Raw genomic sequence first — 17,547 nt, 5'->3', positions numbered from 1 at the left:
CAAAAAGCCCGCAGTCTTCGGACCGCGGGCTTCCAGCGAATCAAGGCATTACCCTTCGTTGTGCATCTCCAGGTTTTCCACTTCGTTCTGCAGCTGAACCGCTTTTGCGTCGTCGTTGCGCAGAGAGTCAAGGAAATCCAGATAGGTCTGATCAACATCTTTAGTGACGTAGATACCGTTGAAGACCGAACATTCAAACTGCTGGATATCCGGATTCTCAGCGCGCACCGCGTCAATCAGATCGTCCAGATCCTGGAAAATCAGGCCATCCGCACCGATGATCTGGCGAATCTCATCCACTTCACGCCCGTGAGCAATCAGCTCATTGGCGGTCGGCATATCGATGCCATACACGTTCGGGAAACGAATTTCCGGCGCAGCGGAAGCCAGGTAGACTTTCTTCGCCCCGGCTTCGCGCGCCATCTCAATAATCTGCTCAGAGGTGGTGCCGCGCACGATGGAATCATCCACCAACAGCACGTTCTTATCGCGGAACTCGGCGCGGTTGGCGTTAAGCTTACGCCGCACCGATTTCCGGCGCAGCTGCTGGCCCGGCATGATGAAGGTTCGGCCTACGTAGCGGTTTTTAACAAACCCCTGGCGGTACGGCTTGTCGAGGATGCGGGCGATTTCCAGTGCGATATCGCAGGAGGTTTCCGGAATGGGAATGACCACATCGATATCCAGATCTTCCCACTCGCGGGCAATTTTCTCGCCCAGCTTCGTGCCCATATTGACGCGGGCGCTGTAAACGGAAATTTTGTCGATGAAGGAGTCCGGACGCGCAAAGTACACGTACTCGAACAGGCACGGGTTGCTGACCGGGTTTTCCGCGCACTGGCGAGTAAACAGCTGGCCTTTTTCGGTGATATACACCGCTTCGCCAGGCGCCACGTCGCGCAGGAACTCAAAGCCCAGCGTATCGAGCGCCACGCTTTCCGAAGCGACCATATACTCGGTACGGCCATCGCCAATATCGCGCTTGCCCAGCACCAGCGGACGGATGCCGTTCGGGTCGCGGAAGGCCACCATGCCGTGACCGATAATCATCGCCACGCAGGCGTAAGCGCCGCGAATCTGGCGGTTGGTGGCGGCAATCGCCGCAAAAATATTGTCGGCTTCCAGCGGGTAGTGGCGGAAGTTGTCCAGCTCGCTGGCAAAGATATTGAGCAGGATTTCGGAATCGGAGGTGGTGTTGATGTGGCGGCGTTTTTCTTCAAACAGCTTTTTACGCAGCTCGTGAGCGTTGGTCAGGTTACCGTTGTGCGCCAACGTAATACCATACGGTGAGTTGACGTAGAAAGGCTGAGCCTCAGAGGCGCTGGAGCTGCCAGCCGTCGGGTAACGAACGTGACCAATCCCCATATTGCCCTGCATACGCTGCATATGGCGAGCTTCAAAAACATCGCTCACCAGTCCGTTCGCCTTACGCAAACGGAAACAGTTGTTCGCATCAATGGTGATGATGCCTGCGGCATCCTGGCCACGATGCTGAAGCACCGTTAACGCGTCATAAATCGACTGGTTTACCGGCATGACACCGGCGATACCGACAATACCGCACATACGTCTTTTCCTCGTTAAGCTACATCCCAACGCTTATGCTTTGGGCAAGAAACTTGACGAGCTCTGCAGATAGTCAAAGAACCATCTGATAACGAAACTGAACTGCGGGATAAGCTCAGACTTTTGCCAGTCTTCGCTTTTCGCCATACCGGTAAAGCTATCGAGAAAGAACAGAATCGCTGAGACGATTAGCACACCGCGCAGGGCGCCAAAGCAGATCCCTAAGACCCTATCGGTACCCGACAGGCCGGTTTTCTCCACCAGCTGACCTATCACAAAGTTTACGATAGCGCCGACGATAAGCGTTGCGATAAACAGTATCGCGATAGCAATCCCATTTCGGACCAGTTCGTCTTCAAAGCCCGTGAACCAGACAGCCAGGTAAGCGTAGTAATGACTGGCAACAAAGAAAGCACATCCCCAGGTTACCAGCGATAAAGCTTCACGAACAAAGCCGCGGATCAGGCTAACCAGTGAGGAAAAACCAATCACCGCAATTATGGCGTAATCAATCCAGACCATATACGTCCCACGATTTTACGCCCTGTCGTCCGGTTCGGGGCGCATTCTAACAGAAAAAGAAAACGTTTGCGTAGGGATTTCCGTGCCCTACATAAATAAAAATGGCGCTGAAAAAACATTCAACGCCATACTGCCTTTCGCCTCTTCAGGGCACGTCAGACAGGGGTTTCAGCTCGCTACTCTTTTAAAAAAGAGAGAGTTAGTTCGGGCTGTAGCCCATGACCACGCCGCTGAGTCCTGAAAGCTGCTTCAGTTCTCCAAGCTGGCCTTTAAGCTTATCCTTTGAGGTATCCGGCCCCACAAGAATACGGGTAATTTTACCCTGCACCGGTGTCGAAGGCGATGTGTAAACCTTAAAACCGGAAGCGCGCAGCTTGCCCACAATTTCGTTGACCTTATCGGCGTTCTTTAACGCGCCCAGCTGCACTACGTATGCTTTACCGGTCGGCGCCGGGATTTCAGCCTGCTGCTGTGGCTTAGGCGGCGGCGTCTGCGCCGCAACCTGCTGCTGCTGTGGTTTCTCTACCGGCTTCGGCTGAGGTTTCGGCTGCGCCTGCGGTTTTGGCGCGACAACCGGCTCCTGAACCACATCAAAACTGTTGTTGTTCACCGGTATGCGCGACGGATCCAACGATGGCGCCGCGGCGTCACCGGCTCTCACCTCTTCCGCCGCCCCTTCCGGAGGCTGCGAAGGCAGCGCCTGAGTCGCCGCTGGCAGCATATCCGGCTCATCGCGGTCCCCTGGTTTGGGCACCAGCGGAATGGCGGCAAACTCATCCTGATAATGTTTTTTCTGACCATCCAGTAGCCCTGGCAGGATAATCACCCCCAGCGCTACCAGCACAATCGTCCCGACTAAACGGTTCTGAAACTTACTTGCCACCGGTTCTCCCCGCGTCTATTTCTTCCATTACATGCGCCACCGTGTGGAATGAACCACAGACCAGCACCGTATCTTCAGGTCTGGCATCCGCCATCGCCGCATGCCACGCTTGCGCAACGCTGGTATAGACTTTACCTGCGCGTAAATGTTCCAGCAGCTGCTCCGCCGTGGCTCCTCGCGGTCCTTCCAGCGGCGCGCAGTACCAGTCGTCAACTTCCGCCTGCAAATTCGCCAGCGTACCTGCGATATCCTTATCATGCAGCATACCAACAACCGCCAGTACGCGCCCCGTTTTCGATAAGGTTTTGAGACGCCCGGCGAGATAGGCCGCCGCGTGCGGGTTATGAGCAACGTCAAGGATCGTCCGCGGCGCTTCGCTGATTATCTGGAAACGCCCAGGCAGCATCGCGTTTTGAATGCCGTCGCGCATCGCCTGCTCCTTCACCTTAAGCCCGCTGGCGCGCAGGGCCGCGAGCGCGGTTGCCGCATTCGGCAGCGGTACCTGCGGCAGCGGCAGATCGTTTAACGTCCCCAGCCGATCGCGGAAGGACCAGCCTTGTTGACTGGCGTCGTACTGCCAGTCAACGCCACGGCGCAGGAGCTGCGCCCCTTTTTCGCTCGCCACCTCTGCGATGGTCAACGGCATATCGGGTTCGCCGACGATGGCCGGTTTGCCTGAGCGGAAAATCCCCGCCTTTTCACGACCGATACTTTCGCGATCGGGCCCCAGCCAGTCAGTATGATCGAGGGCAATACTGGTGACCACCGCCACGTCAGCATCGACGATATTGGTAGCATCAAGGCGGCCGCCCAGGCCCACCTCAAGAATCACCACATCCAGTCGCGCCTGCTGAAACAACCACAGCGCAGAGAGAGTACCGAACTCGAAATAGCTCAGGGAAATATCGCCGCGCGCGGCTTCAATTTCGGCAAAAGAGGTCGTATGCGCGAGTTCCGGCAGCTCTTCGCCCTGCACGCGCACCCGCTCGGTGTAGCGCACCAGATGCGGCGAACTGTATACGCCAACCTTGTAGCCCGCCGCCATCAGCACCGATTCCAGGGTACGGCAGGTGGTGCCTTTGCCGTTGGTCCCCGCGACCGTAAAGACAAACGGCGCAGGTTTTATTACCGCCATCCGCTGCGCGACCTCGCTGACGCGCGCCAGCCCAAGATCGATAGTTTTGCTGTGCAGATGTTCCAGATAAGAAAGCCACGTAGCCAGGGGCGACGTGGCCTGAGGAATAGGTTGTTTTTCCATGATGTCCGGCAAGAGTTAGGATAACTACGCGTATAAAAAAGGGCAGCGCCGTCAGGCCTGCCCTCTGCATTATCAGGCCTCTGGTTCCTGATCCGGCACCGGTGGCACCACCTCACCTTCGTGAGCGGGTTCCGGATTTGGCGCCGGAAGATTCATTAGCTTCGCCAGAATGCTGGCCAGCTTCAGACGCATTTCCGGGCGGCGTACGATCATGTCGATCGCCCCTTTCTCAATCAGGAACTCACTGCGCTGGAATCCTGCCGGCAGCTTCTCGCGAACGGTCTGCTCGATAACGCGGGGACCGGCAAAGCCGATCAGCGCTTTCGGCTCGGCGATATTCAGATCGCCCAGCATCGCAAAGCTCGCCGAGACACCGCCCATGGTGGGGTCAGTCAGCACGGAGATATACGGCAATCCGCGCTCCTGCATTTTCGCCAGCGCAGCGGAGGTTTTCGCCATCTGCATCAGCGACATCAGCGCTTCCTGCATACGCGCGCCGCCGGATGCGGAGAAGCAAATCAGCGGGCAGTTGTCTTCCAGAGCCTGCTCAACCGCGCGGACAAAGCGCGCGCCGACCACAGAGCCCATTGACCCGCCCATAAAGGAGAATTCGAAAGCTGCGGCAACAACCGGCATAGCATGCAGAGTGCCTTTCATGACCACCAGCGCGTCTTTTTCGCCAGTCTCTTTCTGGGCTGAGGCCAGACGGTCTTTATACTTTTTCGAATCGCGGAACTTCAGCACATCTTTCGGCTCGAGCTCGCTTCCCAGCTCCACGAGGGAACCTTCGTCCAGCAGGCTATGCAGGCGGTTGCGCGCCGACATACGCATGTGGTGATCGCACTTAGGGCAAACCTCCAGGTTGCGCTCCAGCTCTGCGCGGTACAATACCTGACCGCAGCTGTCGCACTTGGTCCATACACCTTCAGGGATACTTGCCTTACGGGTGGGGGTTATATTGCTTTTAATTCGTTCAATCCAGCTCATTGATAACCTTTCTACCTGAACCTGGTCGATGCCAGTTTTGTCGCAAGGGGCGCATAATGCCATTTTTGCCCCTCACAGACCATGAATGTTGCACATTAAATCATAACATCCCGTAACATGGGATAAAAAAGTGGTCGAACCGCTCACACTTCACTCTTCGGACGGCGGCATACCGTCCGAAGATCGTCGCCGCGTTATTTCGCCTGTTTCGCCGCCGCCCGCTTGTGGCGGATGACTTCAATGACGCCAGGCAGTACGGACAGAACAATAATCGCGACGATCAGCAGCTTAAGGTTTTCCTGTACGATCGGCAAATCGCCAAACAGATAACCCGCATAGGTAAATAACAGTACCCAAAGCAGCGCGCCAACGACGTTATACATCGCAAAATGACGATAGGACATATGCCCCATTCCCGCAACAAACGGCGCAAACGTTCTGACAATCGGCACGAAACGGGCCAGGATGATGGTTTTGCCGCCGTGGCGTTCGTAGAAGCTATGGGTCTTATCCAGATAGCTGCGGCGGAAAATTTTCGAATCGGGGTTGCTGAAAAGCTTTTCACCGAACAGCCGGCCAATCGTGTAGTTCAGCGCATCGCCAACAATCGCCGCAATGACCATCAGCAGCACCATTAAATGCACGTTGAGATCGTTAGTCGGCAGCGCGGAGAGCGCTCCTGCCACAAACAGCAGAGAATCCCCCGGCAGAAACGGCGTGACCACCAGGCCGGTTTCGCAGAACAGAATCAAAAACAAAATCGCGTATACCCAAATACCGTACTCCGCGACCAACTCAGCCAGATGCACATCAATGTGCAGGATAAAATCGATTAAAAAGTGAATCAGATCCATAATTTGCGTTAGCCCTTAATGACCAGGTTAGTCCGCCAAAAACAGCGGGCCCATCGGCATGACAGGGAGGTCGTAGCGCGCCGGGTAATCCACCGCCACCAGATACAATCCTTCCGCCTTTGCCGTTGCGGCGGCAAGCGTCCTGTCTTTTGCCGCCAGAAGTTCTGCAATCCAGCTCTCTGGCTGGTTACCGGCACCTACTTCCATCAGACTGCCGACAATATTCCTTACCATATGATGTACAAAGGCATTCGCTTTGATGTCCACCACCACATATGCACCATAACGAGTGACGTTAATGTGCATCACGTTCCGCCACGGCGTGCGCGACTGGCACTGCACCGCACGAAACGAGGTGAAATCATTCTCTCCCAGCAGGCACTGAGCGGCGCGCTGCATCCGTTCTGCATCCAGCGGGTGATAATAATGGGTTACGCCGCGGCTCAATACCGCCGGCCGCAGACGATGATTATAGATAACATAACGATAGCGGCGCGCGGTGGCGCTGAAGCGGGCGTGAAAATCCTCAGGAACCCGCTTCACCCAGCGAACCGCGATATCGCCGGGTAAATTGGCATTGACGCCCAGGGTCCATGCGGCATCCTGACGCTGCGAGCGCGTTTCAAAATGCACGACCTGGCCGGTTCCGTGAACGCCGGCATCCGTACGGCCCGCGCAAAAAACGTTAACAGGCTCGTTCGCTACCTGCGAGAGCGCCTTTTCCAGCTTCTCCTGTACGCTGCGGACTTCGTTCTGCCGCTGCCAGCCGTAGTACTTGCTGCCATCGTATTCGATGCCCAGCGCGATTTTGTAGACCGGCGGCTGCTCCATCTCAGACATCAGTACAAATACTCCTGAACCAGCTTCTCAGCGATTTTCACCGCCATCAGCGCGCCGCCAAAACGAACGTTATCGGCGACTGACCAGAACTGCACCTGTTCAGGCATACCATAGTCGTTATGCACGCAGCCGACGGAAAGGCGGGCGTTGCCGGAAGCATCCCCGACCTGCGTCGGGAATTCGCCCTCTTCGGACAGCTCGATATCTTCCCCGCGGCTAAAGGCATCGCGCGCCTCTTCGGCCGCCAGTGGACGCTGCGCTTCAAAGCTCACCATCTGCGCGTGGCCATAGAACACCGGCGACTGCACGACGTTAGCGGAGATCATCAGACCGTCATCCTGCAGTATCTTGCGGGCTTCATCGACGATACGTCGCTCTTCGCGCACGCTTCCTTCACGATCGGGCAGCAGCGGCAGCATATTGAACGCCAGCTGGCGGCCGAAGAAATCATCGTCATCGATTGGCATACCGTTGAGTAATTTAGCGCTCTGGCCCGCCAGCGCATCAACCGCTTTTTTACCGTGAGCGGAAGCAGAAAGCAGGTTGGTTACGCTTATACGCGACAGGCCGCCCTGATCGATCAACGGTTTTAACGCCGACAGCAGCTGGCTTGTCAGGCTATTCGCTACCGCGATAACGTTGCGGTTGCGGTAATCCGCCAGTACGAACGGGTTAACATCCGGCACCACCAGCGGCACATCCGGCTCCAGAGCAAACAGACCGCTTAAGTCAATCACCAGGCAGCCCGCGTTCGTGGCCTCTTCGACATACGCTGCGGTCGCTTCTACACCCGCGGCAAAAAATGCCAGCTGGGCCTGGGTCCAGTCGAACTCCGCCGCATCCTGAACGAGAACCGACTTGCCCGCAAAACGCAGATGTTCACCGGCGCTGTCGCTACGCGCAAGGGCATAAATATCCCCCACCGGGAACTGACGATCGGCAAGAGTTTCGAGCAGGGCTTCGCCCACGGCGCCCGTTGCGCCCAGTATGGCAATATTCCAGCCTTCAGACATGGTGGTGTACTCCAGAAAAAAAGCGGCCCTGCCGGATTATCCAGCAGGAGCATTAAGATGATATTAACGAACAGGATGATGTACGGCGTTAAAGCCAAGCTGGCGCAGCAGCGTCGCCGCCTGGGCATCACTACACTGCACGTACAGCGAAGACCATTCGCGACGTTCCTGGTAATTCTTGCGCAGCTTATCGAACTCGCCCGCAACGCCCGCGACTTTTCGCAGCGGCGCATCATCGCGGCGCACATCATACACCAAATGCGCCAGCCGTTTTAGCGTTGCCTGATCGAGCGGCCCGTGCAGCGTAATGCGGCCAAACTCCGGCGCCGGTAGCAGCGTGTCCAGCGCCACCTGCTGCGGGTGGCCAATAAACGCGCTGTAGGCCTCAAAAACCTGGGTCGTACCGCGCGCTTTTCCTTCAAGGGTGTAGCCGGCAATATGCGGCGTACCAATATCCACCCGCTTGAGCAGCTCGATATTCAGGTCCGGCTCCGGCTCCCAGACATCCAGCACCACGCTTAACGGGTGATTTTCCTGTAGTCGTTTAAGCAGCGCAGCGTTATCCACCACTGCCCCACGGCAGGCGTTGATTAATATCGTCCCCGGCTTCAGGCGGCGAATCAGCGCCTCATCCGCCAGGTGCAGCGTTTTGTACTGCCCTTCCTTATAGAGCGGCGTATGGAAAGTCAGAATATCGGCTTCCTGCACCAGCTCGTCAAGAGGACGGAAGTCGCCCTCATCGCCGCGATCGGCGCGCGGGGGATCGCAAAGCAGCGTTTTAATTCCCAGCGCCTCGAGACGTTTGTGCAGGCGCCCGCCCACGTTGCCGACGCCCACGATCCCGACGGTACGGTCGCGCAGCGCAAAGCCATCGCGTTCAGCCAGCATGAGCAGCGCTGAAAAGACATATTCCACCACCGCGATAGCGTTACAGCCCGGCGCCGCGGAAAAACCGATTCCCGCCCGCTGCAGCCACGCCTGATCGACATGGTCGGTGCCTGCCGTTGCGGTGCCAACAAATTTGATAGCCTTGCCGGAGAGCAGCGCTTCGTTAACTTTGGTGACGGATCGCACCATCAGCGCATCAGCGTCATTGAGCGCTTCGACCGGAACGGGACGACCCGCAACGGCCTTCACTTCCCCCAGGCGGCTAAAAAGCTCACGCGCATAGGGCATATTTTCATCAACGAGGATTTTCACGGTTCAGTACCTGTCTGAGAGCGAGAGTAAACCGGGGAAGTGTGCCATAATCTGCCCGCCAGGAACATCACCACCCGGCCCTGAGTACAGTAATTTAGTACAGCACTACGCAAAGGATTAATCATGACGCATCCCGTTTCAGGTATGTCCGATCGCCCTCCGGGGACAGGCGAACCTCCGCTCACTACCCAGCAGCGCACCGCGCTTGAGCGGCTCATTACGCGCCTGGTGGCGTTAACATCGCAGCAAAGTGCGGAAGTGTGGGCCTGCGTAAAGCACGATCTGAGCCTGAAAAACGACGCCCCACTGTTGGCAAGCCATTTTGCGGCCGCCGAACACAGCCTGAACCAGCGCTTAATCCTTGCCCAACAGAATCACCACCGCCGGCAAATCCTGGCGCAGCTGAGCGAACTGCTGAACCAGGGTAATAATCGTCAGGCGGTCAGCGATTATATTCGTCAGCATGACGGTCAAACCGCGCTGCATGCGCTCACCCAGCCGCAGCTGGAGAACGTTTTGCAACTGCTGCAAAGCGGCCAGCTCTCGATTCCTCAGCCGCAGCAGCGCCCGCCAACCCATCGTCCACTGCTGCCAGCGGAGCACAATACGCTCAATCAACAGGTGACCAAACTGGCAGCAGCTACCGGGGAGTCCAGCAAGCTCATCTGGCAGTCGATGCTGGAGCTAAGCGGCGTCAAAAGCGGGGAACTGATCCCGGCGACCCACTTTACTCCCCTCTCTTACTGGCTCCATGCGCGGCAAACGCTCAGTACGCAGGCTACGCCGACGCTGATGTCATTGCAGGCCGCCCTGAAGCAGCCGCTTGAAGCCGCGGAGTGGCAAAGAGTGATGGATTTTGCGCAAACCAGCTGGCACGCAACGGCGCAAACGCCGCTAAGCGCAGCCCAGCTGCTGACGCTGCTGAACAAAATTTTCGTGCTCAGGGTCGCCAGAGCGCAAGAGACGCTGGCGATCCCGCTGGTTCAGGCGCCGCCTTCATCGCCGTGGCTGGCGTTTAAAAAGCCGTGGGCTATCGCGTTGACGCTGCTCGCGGGGCTTATTTTGCTGTGGTTAGTGATTTAACCGCCTGTTCGGCCCGTATACCGGGCCGAACAAAAGGCCTATTTACGCAGCGATACCAGCGTAATGAGGATCCCCAGCACGGCGCATATTGCCGCCGCCAGGAAGACGGAAGAATAGCCTAAAGAAGTCGCAAGCAATCCGGTAAGCGGGCCGGTGACGCCGTAGGAGATATCCTGAAACGCGGCGTAGCCGCCAAGCGCCGTTCCTCGAACCTGCGGCGGTACCCGCTTCACAACCTCTACGCCCAGCGCCGGGAAGATAAGCGAGCAACCGCAGCCGGTTAGCGCCGCGCCCGCCAGCGCGACCCAGGCATTGGGCGCCTGCCAGAGCAGCGCCAGGCCTACCGCCTCAATCAACAGCGAAACGATGGCCACTTTCACCCCACCGAAGCGGTCCGGCATCCAACCAAACAGCACGCGCATCAGCACAAATGCTCCACCAAACGCGGTTAAGGTAAAACCGGCCATCGCCCAGCCGTTGCTGGCGAAATAGAGGGAGACGAACGTGCCTATCACCGCGAAACCGACGCCCTGCAGTCCAAGACCGATACCGGGCCGCCAGATCATTCCCACCACGCTCCACAGCGACGGACGCTCGCCGCCGTGGGCAGGAATTTTACGCACCGTGCCGTTAATTGCCCACGCCACCAGCGGCAGCACCATGGTGACGCCGGCCAGCGCTGCAACGCCGTAATGGCTGTAGATCAGCAGCCCCAGCGGAGCTCCGGCCGCCAGCGAGCCGTATATCGCCATGCCGTTCCACGACATCACTTTACCTGAGCGCATCGGGCCCACCAGCCCCATTCCCCAGCTTAAATTGCCGGTGAGCAGCTGGCTTTCACCAAACCCCAGGATCAGACGGCCCAGCACCAGCAGGCCAAACTTCGCCATTACGGGGACCGGCAGCAGCGCGGCGCATAGCCAGGCACCTCCAGCCAGCGCACAGGCCAGCATCCCCTGTAGCACAGAGCGTTTCGCGCCGTACTGGTCCGCCAGGCGACCTGCATAGCCGCGTGTTAATACGGTCGCCAGAAACTGGATACCAACGGCGATACCAACCATGGTGTTGCCGAAGCCCAGTTCCTGATGAACGAACAAGGGGATAACCGGCAGCGGCAGGCCAACGGTCATATAGGTAAGAAAAACGGCGAAAGTGATCCGAAACAGCGAGCCATTCGCTGAAGGCGTTTTTTTTGTTTCAGTGACTGCGGACATGCTTTACTCCAGTTCGCAGAGTAAGGCGAGGTGATGGCCACGCCCTCTCCACCTGATTATCAGGTTTAAGGCGCGTTGGATGACGTTAAACGCTTACGCATTATCTGAGAGAATAATGTTGTGGCAGGAGTTTGCCTTTACACCCAGGGGTCTGTCAAGAATACAAAAAAGGGGAGCCGGCAGGCTCCCCTTGCAAAGCATGCTCGTTATGCGCTGTATTTACGCATCACCAGCGTGGCGTTAGTACCGCCAAAGCCGAAGCTGTTAGACATTACGGTAGTCAGCGCACGCTCGGTCGGCTCGGTCACAATGTTCAGACCAGCTGCCTGTTCGTCCATCTCTTCAATGTTGATGCTCGGGGCAATAAAGCCGTGTTCCAGCATCAGCAGAGAGTAGATAGCCTCCTGTACGCCAGCGGCGCCCAGGGAGTGACCGGTCATCGCTTTGGTCGCGGAGATAGCCGGGCTGTTATCGCCGAAGACTTCGCGAATCGCCCCCAGCTCTTTCACGTCGCCTACCGGCGTAGAGGTACCGTGGGAGTTCAGATAGTCAATCGGCGTATCTACGCCTTCCATCGCCATCTTCATGCAGCGAACCGCACCTTCACCGGACGGGGCAACCATATCTGCGCCATCGGAAGTTGCGCCGTAGCCAACGATTTCAGCATAGATGTGCGCGCCGCGCGCCAGAGCATGTTCCAGCTCTTCAACCACAACCATACCGCCGCCGCCAGCAATAACGAAACCATCACGGTGGGTATCATAAGTACGGGAAGCTTTATCCGGCGTTTCGTTATATTTGGTGGACAGCGCGCCCATCGCGTCGAACTCACACGCCATCTCCCAGCACAGCTCTTCGCCGCCACCGGCAAACACGATATCCTGTTTGCCCAGCTGGATTTGTTCCACAGCATTACCGATGCAGTGCGCAGACGTTGCGCAGGCGGAGCTGATGGAGTAGTTCACACCGTAAATTTTGAAAGGTGTTGCAAGGCAAGCGGAGACCGCGGATGCCATCGCCTTGGTCACCACATAAGGACCTACAGCTTTCAGGCCGCGCGGGCTGCGCATGGCATCAGCGCCAAAAACCTGAGACTTAGAAGAACCGCCAGAACCGGCAATCAGGCCCACGCGCGGGTTTTGCTGATAGACCTCATCTTTCAGGCCTGCATCTTCAATCGCCTGCTGCATGGAGAGATAGGAATAGATAGAGGCATCGTTCATGAAACGAACCACTTTACGGTCGATCAAACCGGTTGTATCCAGTTTAACGTTGCCCCATACGTGGCTGCGCATTCCCGAATCTTTAAACTCTTCAGAGAAAGTGATCCCGGAGCGTCCTTCACGCAGAGATGCCAGGACTTCCTGCTGGTTATTACCAATACTGGAAACGATGCCCAGGCCAGTAATCACTGCACGTTTCATTCAATACCTCTGTAAGTCGCACTATATTAAGTTTCGAGTCGCACAATAGCGTACACTTGTACGCCGAACAAGTCCGATCAGCCAATTTGTGTATAAATTTGCGCCCTCAGGCACACATCGTTAAGATCGTTCTACGCCTTGTGATTCGAGTAACTTACGTGAAACAAAACGCCATACAACCTGCCAACCTGGAATTCAACGCTGAGGGTACACCTGTTTCCCGAGATTTCGACGATGTCTACTTTTCCAATGACAACGGTCTGGAAGAGACGCGCTACGTTTTCCTCGACGGCAACCGGCTCAACGAACGTTTTTCAACACATTCACGTCCGTTATTTGTGGTTGCCGAAAGCGGGTTCGGTACCGGCCTTAACTTTCTGACGCTGTGGCAGGCGTTTGACGTTTTTCGCCGCGATAACCCTCAGGCTACCCTGCAAAGATTACACTTCATCAGTTTCGAAAAATTCCCGCTGCGCGCGGACGATCTGCGCCTCGCTCACCAGCACTGGCCGGAGCTTGCGCCCTGGGCCGAGCAGCTGCAGGCCCGTTGGCCGCTGCCGTTTGCCGGCTGTCATCGACTGCTGCTGGACGAGGGCCGCATCACGCTGGATTTATGGTTTGGCGATATTAACCAGCTGACCAACGAGCTGGACGACTCGCTCAATCAGCAGGTAGACGCCTGGTTTCTGGATGGCTTTGCGCCCGCCAAAAACCCGGACATGTGGACGGCGGAACTCTTTGCGGCAATGGCTCGCCTGGCGAGACCCGGCGGCACTCTGGCTACTTTTACCTCCGCAGGTTTTGTGCGCCGCGGGCTGGAGGACGCCGGTTTCAGCATGCAGAAACGCAAGGGCTTTGGCCGCAAGCGAGAAATGCTCATCGGGGAAATGAATCAACAACTCAACTTTCCCGCGCGTGCGCCGTGGTTTGCCCGCAGCGGCACCGAACAGCGCGATGCAGCGATTGTTGGCGGAGGGATCGCCAGCGCCCTGCTCGCTCTGGCGCTGCTGCGGCGCGGGTGGCAGGTGACACTATACTGCGCCGATGACGCTCCGGCACAAGGCGCATCCGGCAATCGTCAGGGAGCGCTCTATCCGCTGCTCAGCCAGCACGACCCCGCCCTGGCCCGCTTTTTCCCCGCTGCATTTACTTTCGCTCTCCGCCTCTACGACGATCTGCCGGTCATGTTCGATCATGACTGGTGCGGGGTGACGCAGCTGGGCTGGGATGAAAAAAGCGCGCATAAAATTGCCCAGATGGTTGAGCTTAATCTGCCGCCGGAAATCGCCCTCGCCGTTAATGCGCAGAGCGCTACGGAACAAGCAGGAGTGGAAACCGGCTGCGGAGGAATAACCTATCCCGCCGGAGGCTGGCTGTGCCCCCAGCAGTTAACCGCAGAACTGTTGGCGCTCGCCGCCACTCGCGGATTACGGGTTCACTACCGCTATCCCGTAGAGACTATCAGCGCGGACAATACCGGCTGGCAATTAAACGATCGTCAGTTTCATGAAGTCGTGGTGCTGGCCAATGGCCATCAGGTAACCCGCTTCAGCCAGACGGAGCATCTTCCGATGTATCCCGTCGCCGGCCAGGTCAGCCATATACCAACAACGCCAGGGCTATCGTCTTTACGCCAGGTGCTGTGCTACAACGGCTACCTGACGCCGCAAAACCCGTACAACCAGCAGCACTGCATCGGCGCCAGCTATCATCGTGGACAGACGGATACCGCGTTTAGCGCCGACGATCAGCAGCAGAATCGACAGCGTCTGATAGACTGTTTCCCGCAGGCGCAATGGACGCGGGAGGTTGACGTAAGCGCGAATGAGTCCCGCAGCGGCGTGCGCTGTGCGACGCGCGATCATTTGCCGATGGTCGGCAGCGTGCCTGATTATGACGCGACCTTAAGTGAATATGCCTCGCTGGCTGAACATCAGGATAAGGCCGGAGCAGCGCCGGTTTACCGCAATCTTTATATGCTGGGAGCGCTGGGTTCGCGCGGCCTCTGCTCCGCCCCGCTCGCGGCAGAGATCCTCGCGGCGCAAATGAGCAATGAGCCATTACCGATGGATCAAGAGACGCTAGCTGCGCTGAATCCGAACCGGCTATGGGTAAGAAAACTGCTGAAAGGGAGAGCGGTGAAATAATAGCGGAGGAACCGTGCCCGGCGGGATGAACGCCGGGCGTCGGCTTAAGGAAGCGCTACAGAACTACGCCTGCATCGCCTTCTGATACAAACTGTCCCACATTCCCTGCACCAGTATCTGATCCGGCGGCGACAGTTCGCCCGCGCTGATGGCTTTTTCCAGGCTTTGGGTCACTTTATCATGCACCGCCTGCGCAGTATGCTCCCCTTCTCCTTCCAGCTCGGCCACCGCCAGCGTCAGGTGGCCGCGCAGATAACCGCCGGCAAACAGTTCATCATCACTGGCGTGGTCTACCATATTGTCAATTAACGCCAGAATGCGTGATTCAAACTCCGCGATCATCTTCTTTCCTCATATTATGTAAAGCGCGGCCTTAGTGCAGGTCTTCCGGCCACGGGAACTGTTCTGCCGTCAAAGGCGGCGTTTGGTAATATTCTTGCAGCGCCTTGATAAAACGCGCGGGACGCTCAGGGATCCCTTGCTCCAGATAGATCATGACCTGGGCATGTACCCGCCGCTGAAAAGCGATCCGATCGGGTTCAAAATCCCCTTCCAGATTGTCGCAGCTGACGTTAAACGGATATCCCGCCGCCACGCAAAACAGCCAGTCGAACGCCTGAGGTTTCACCTCGACATCTTCAAATTTTGACTGGGTCATCGCGTCGCGTCCGTCCGGGCAGTACCAGTAACCGAAATCAACCAGCTCGCGGCGCGCCTTTCCGGCAATGCACCAGTGCGAAATCTCGTGCAGCGCGCTGGCATAAAAGCCGTGGGCAAAGACGATGCGGTTATAGGGCACCTCGTCATCTGCTGGAAGATAGATCGGTTCGTCATCGCCTTTAATCAGACGGGTATTAAAATCATCGGCAAAACAGCCGTCGAAGATTTCGATCAGCTGTTCGTATTTATGCGTACTGTTCATTAGTTCATCCCCAACCAGCGGAGGATCTCCTGTCCATGGCTATCATAAAGAAGTTTCGCGCTCATCACCGCCGACACCACAACGATCATTGGCCGAATCAGTGACTGTCCTTTGCTCAGCACCAGTCGCGATCCCGCGCGAGCGCCGATAAACTGCCCGGCCATCATCACAAAGCCGGTCGCCCAAATCACCTTGCCGCCAATAATAAACAGCAGCAGGCCGCCAACGTTGGACGTCGCGTTAAGCAATTTTGCATGCGCGGTCGATTTTGCCAGATTGAACCCCGCCAGGGTGACGAAAGCCAGCGCGTAAAAGGATCCGGCGCCCGGGCCAAAGAAACCATCGTAAAAACCGACGCAGCCGCCAGCCACCAGGGCAAACGGCAGACCGTACAGACGTCGCTGCCGGTCCTCTTCGCCGAGTTTCGGCATCAGCAGAAAATAGAGGCCAATGCCGATAACCAGAATTGGCAGTATCTGTTTGAGAACATCAGACTGGACGTGCTGGACCAGCAGCGCGCCGCCGGTCGAGCCGAGAAAGGTCATCAGAATATTGAGCTTCTGGTCGGCCAGATTCACTACCTTGCGGCGGATGAAATAAAGCGAAGCGGACAGCGACCCGCCGCAGGCCTGCAGCTTATTCGTTGCCAGCGCCTGCGCTGGAGGAAGACCCGCCGCCATCAGTGCCGGGACGGTTAATAGCCCGCCGCCGCCCGCCAGGGAGTCAATAAATCCCGCCAGAATGGCCACGAAAAACAGCACCACCATTACCGTCGGCGATACCATAAAAAGATCGATAAAACTATCCATTAAAGAACATGCTCATCCAGTAGCGCCTGGCAGGAAGGGGGCAGCGGAGGCGGCGTCTTCTTCACAGGTGGGGTTGATCCTGGTTTAGGGGGTTCAAACCAGCTTTGTAATTCCGCACCGCAGCCATCGCCGGCCGGTGGCGGAGCCTGATCTTCGCACTCAAGGCTGCCTGCCGGACAGCGCAGGCGCACGTGCATATGCGCCCGGTGCTGGAACCATGGGCGAACTTTGCGTAGCCAGTCGCGATCGTTACCGGCATCCAGGCACAGCTGCTGCTTAATTGCCGGGTTGACGAAAATACGCGTGACGTCGCTATCTTCCGCCGCCATCTTAATCAGCTGGCTAATTTGCGGGCTCCACAACGACGGCACGACGCGCTTACCATCGCGGGCCACCAGATCCAGCGCCTGCGGCTTCAGCAGCTGAGCTGAACTCCAGCGCGCCTGCGGAAGCTGCAGAAAAATATCGACGTCAAGCCCGGACTGATGGCTGGCATGACCGCCGTTGAAACGCCCCCCGGCCGGCATCCCCATATCGCCAATCAGTACCGTTCCCATACCTCTGTTATACGCCTGGTTGCTTAGACGCTGAATAAACTGCACGAGATCCGGATGGCCGAAGTAGCGGCGCTGATCGGTACGCATCACCTGATAGCCGGTGGCGTTTAACGGCAGCGCCTGCGCGCCAACGATGCAGCCATTGGCAAATGCACCGATCGACTGCGGGCTGCCGCTGATGGGCTGGGTGATTTTCTGCCACGGCGTTGCCGCCAGGCTGGTACCGCTGGCGAAAAGCGCCAGCAGTGCGATAACGGTTTTTTTCATC

At 57.3% G+C, this 17,547-nt stretch carries 17 protein-coding genes; 2 read left to right on the top strand and 15 right to left on the bottom strand.

Annotated elements, in window-relative coordinates:
- Positions 1–48: 48 nt before the first annotated feature.
- From purF to pdxB, 9 genes are all read right to left on the bottom strand, one after another.
- Entirely contained in the window at positions 49–1,566 is a 1,518-nt protein-coding gene (gene purF, locus ABLV11_RS25325; RefSeq protein ID WP_004104140.1) for an amidophosphoribosyltransferase, read from the bottom strand.
- Between the two features lie 33 nt (positions 1,567–1,599).
- A complete protein-coding gene (gene cvpA, locus ABLV11_RS25320) occupies positions 1,600–2,088 on the bottom strand; it encodes a colicin V production protein (RefSeq protein WP_348855973.1) in 489 nt (162 codons plus the stop codon).
- 199 nt (positions 2,089–2,287) lie between these two features.
- Positions 2,288–2,971, bottom strand: coding sequence for a cell division protein DedD (dedD, locus tag ABLV11_RS25315; protein ID WP_004114272.1), 684 nt, complete (start codon positions 2,969–2,971; stop codon positions 2,288–2,290).
- Positions 2,961–4,229 carry a bifunctional tetrahydrofolate synthase/dihydrofolate synthase gene (gene folC / locus ABLV11_RS25310; RefSeq protein WP_126489390.1) on the bottom strand — a complete coding sequence of 423 codons (1,269 nt, stop codon included), beginning with the start codon at positions 4,227–4,229 and terminating at the stop codon, positions 2,961–2,963. The genes dedD and folC overlap by 11 nt, the downstream gene beginning before the upstream one ends.
- Positions 4,230–4,301: 72 nt before the next feature.
- Positions 4,302–5,216 (bottom strand): acetyl-CoA carboxylase, carboxyltransferase subunit beta, encoded by a 915-nt coding sequence (gene accD, locus ABLV11_RS25305; RefSeq protein WP_016808402.1) that lies wholly within the window; start codon positions 5,214–5,216, stop codon positions 4,302–4,304.
- Positions 5,217–5,410: 194 nt separating this feature from the next.
- Positions 5,411–6,070 carry a DedA family protein gene (locus ABLV11_RS25300; RefSeq protein ID WP_004104153.1) on the bottom strand — a complete coding sequence of 220 codons (660 nt, stop codon included), beginning with the start codon at positions 6,068–6,070 and terminating at the stop codon, positions 5,411–5,413.
- A 27-nt stretch (positions 6,071–6,097) separates the two neighbouring features.
- Positions 6,098–6,910 carry a tRNA pseudouridine(38-40) synthase TruA gene (gene truA, locus ABLV11_RS25295; RefSeq protein WP_004104154.1) on the bottom strand — a complete coding sequence of 271 codons (813 nt, stop codon included), beginning with the start codon at positions 6,908–6,910 and terminating at the stop codon, positions 6,098–6,100.
- Positions 6,910–7,923, bottom strand: a complete 1,014-nt coding sequence (locus ABLV11_RS25290; protein ID WP_004114277.1) for an aspartate-semialdehyde dehydrogenase — start codon at positions 7,921–7,923, stop codon at positions 6,910–6,912. The genes truA and ABLV11_RS25290 overlap by 1 nt, the downstream gene beginning before the upstream one ends.
- 63 nt (positions 7,924–7,986) lie before the next feature.
- Entirely contained in the window at positions 7,987–9,123 is a 1,137-nt protein-coding gene (gene pdxB, locus ABLV11_RS25285) for a 4-phosphoerythronate dehydrogenase PdxB (protein WP_224330244.1), read from the bottom strand.
- Between the two features lie 123 nt (positions 9,124–9,246).
- On the opposite strand from pdxB, the gene flk reads away from it, so the two are divergent.
- Positions 9,247–10,206, top strand: a complete 960-nt coding sequence (flk, locus tag ABLV11_RS25280; RefSeq protein ID WP_224330242.1) for a flagella biosynthesis regulator Flk — start codon at positions 9,247–9,249, stop codon at positions 10,204–10,206.
- Between the two features lie 38 nt (positions 10,207–10,244).
- On the opposite strand, the gene ABLV11_RS25275 is transcribed toward flk, so the two are convergent.
- Positions 10,245–11,420, bottom strand: a complete 1,176-nt coding sequence (locus tag ABLV11_RS25275; protein WP_004104159.1) for an MFS transporter — start codon at positions 11,418–11,420, stop codon at positions 10,245–10,247.
- A 206-nt stretch (positions 11,421–11,626) separates the two neighbouring features.
- Positions 11,627–12,844 carry a beta-ketoacyl-ACP synthase I gene (gene fabB / locus ABLV11_RS25270; RefSeq protein WP_004104161.1) on the bottom strand — a complete coding sequence of 406 codons (1,218 nt, stop codon included), beginning with the start codon at positions 12,842–12,844 and terminating at the stop codon, positions 11,627–11,629.
- Between the two features lie 158 nt (positions 12,845–13,002).
- Between fabB and mnmC the strand changes: the two genes are divergently transcribed.
- Positions 13,003–14,991 (top strand): bifunctional tRNA (5-methylaminomethyl-2-thiouridine)(34)-methyltransferase MnmD/FAD-dependent 5-carboxymethylaminomethyl-2-thiouridine(34) oxidoreductase MnmC, encoded by a 1,989-nt coding sequence (gene mnmC, locus ABLV11_RS25265; protein WP_224330240.1) that lies wholly within the window; start codon positions 13,003–13,005, stop codon positions 14,989–14,991.
- 63 nt (positions 14,992–15,054) lie between these two features.
- On the opposite strand, the gene ABLV11_RS25260 is transcribed toward mnmC, so the two are convergent.
- From ABLV11_RS25260 to mepA, 4 genes are read right to left on the bottom strand one after another with little or no spacing between them, the layout of a single operon-like run.
- The gene (locus ABLV11_RS25260; protein ID WP_004104165.1) at positions 15,055–15,333 is read right to left on the bottom strand and encodes a YfcL family protein; all 279 of its coding nucleotides are present in this window, start codon (positions 15,331–15,333) and stop codon (positions 15,055–15,057) included.
- Between the two features lie 31 nt (positions 15,334–15,364).
- Positions 15,365–15,913 carry an elongation factor P hydroxylase gene (locus ABLV11_RS25255; RefSeq protein ID WP_126489394.1) on the bottom strand — a complete coding sequence of 183 codons (549 nt, stop codon included), beginning with the start codon at positions 15,911–15,913 and terminating at the stop codon, positions 15,365–15,367.
- Positions 15,913–16,722 carry a sulfite exporter TauE/SafE family protein gene (locus ABLV11_RS25250; RefSeq protein WP_004104169.1) on the bottom strand — a complete coding sequence of 270 codons (810 nt, stop codon included), beginning with the start codon at positions 16,720–16,722 and terminating at the stop codon, positions 15,913–15,915. Before ABLV11_RS25250 ends, ABLV11_RS25255 begins: the two co-directional genes overlap by 1 nt.
- The gene (gene mepA / locus ABLV11_RS25245) at positions 16,722–17,546 is read right to left on the bottom strand and encodes a penicillin-insensitive murein endopeptidase (RefSeq protein ID WP_126489395.1); all 825 of its coding nucleotides are present in this window, start codon (positions 17,544–17,546) and stop codon (positions 16,722–16,724) included. The genes ABLV11_RS25250 and mepA overlap by 1 nt, the downstream gene beginning before the upstream one ends.
- Between the last annotated feature and the right edge of the window lies 1 nt (position 17,547).

The organism is Klebsiella sp. GW_Kp181, assembly GCF_040062315.1.
GTDB classification, from domain to species: domain Bacteria; phylum Pseudomonadota; class Gammaproteobacteria; order Enterobacterales; family Enterobacteriaceae; genus Klebsiella; species Klebsiella oxytoca.
The sequence above is the reverse complement of the archived record's forward strand: the minus strand, read 5'-3'. Positions and strand labels throughout refer to the sequence as shown.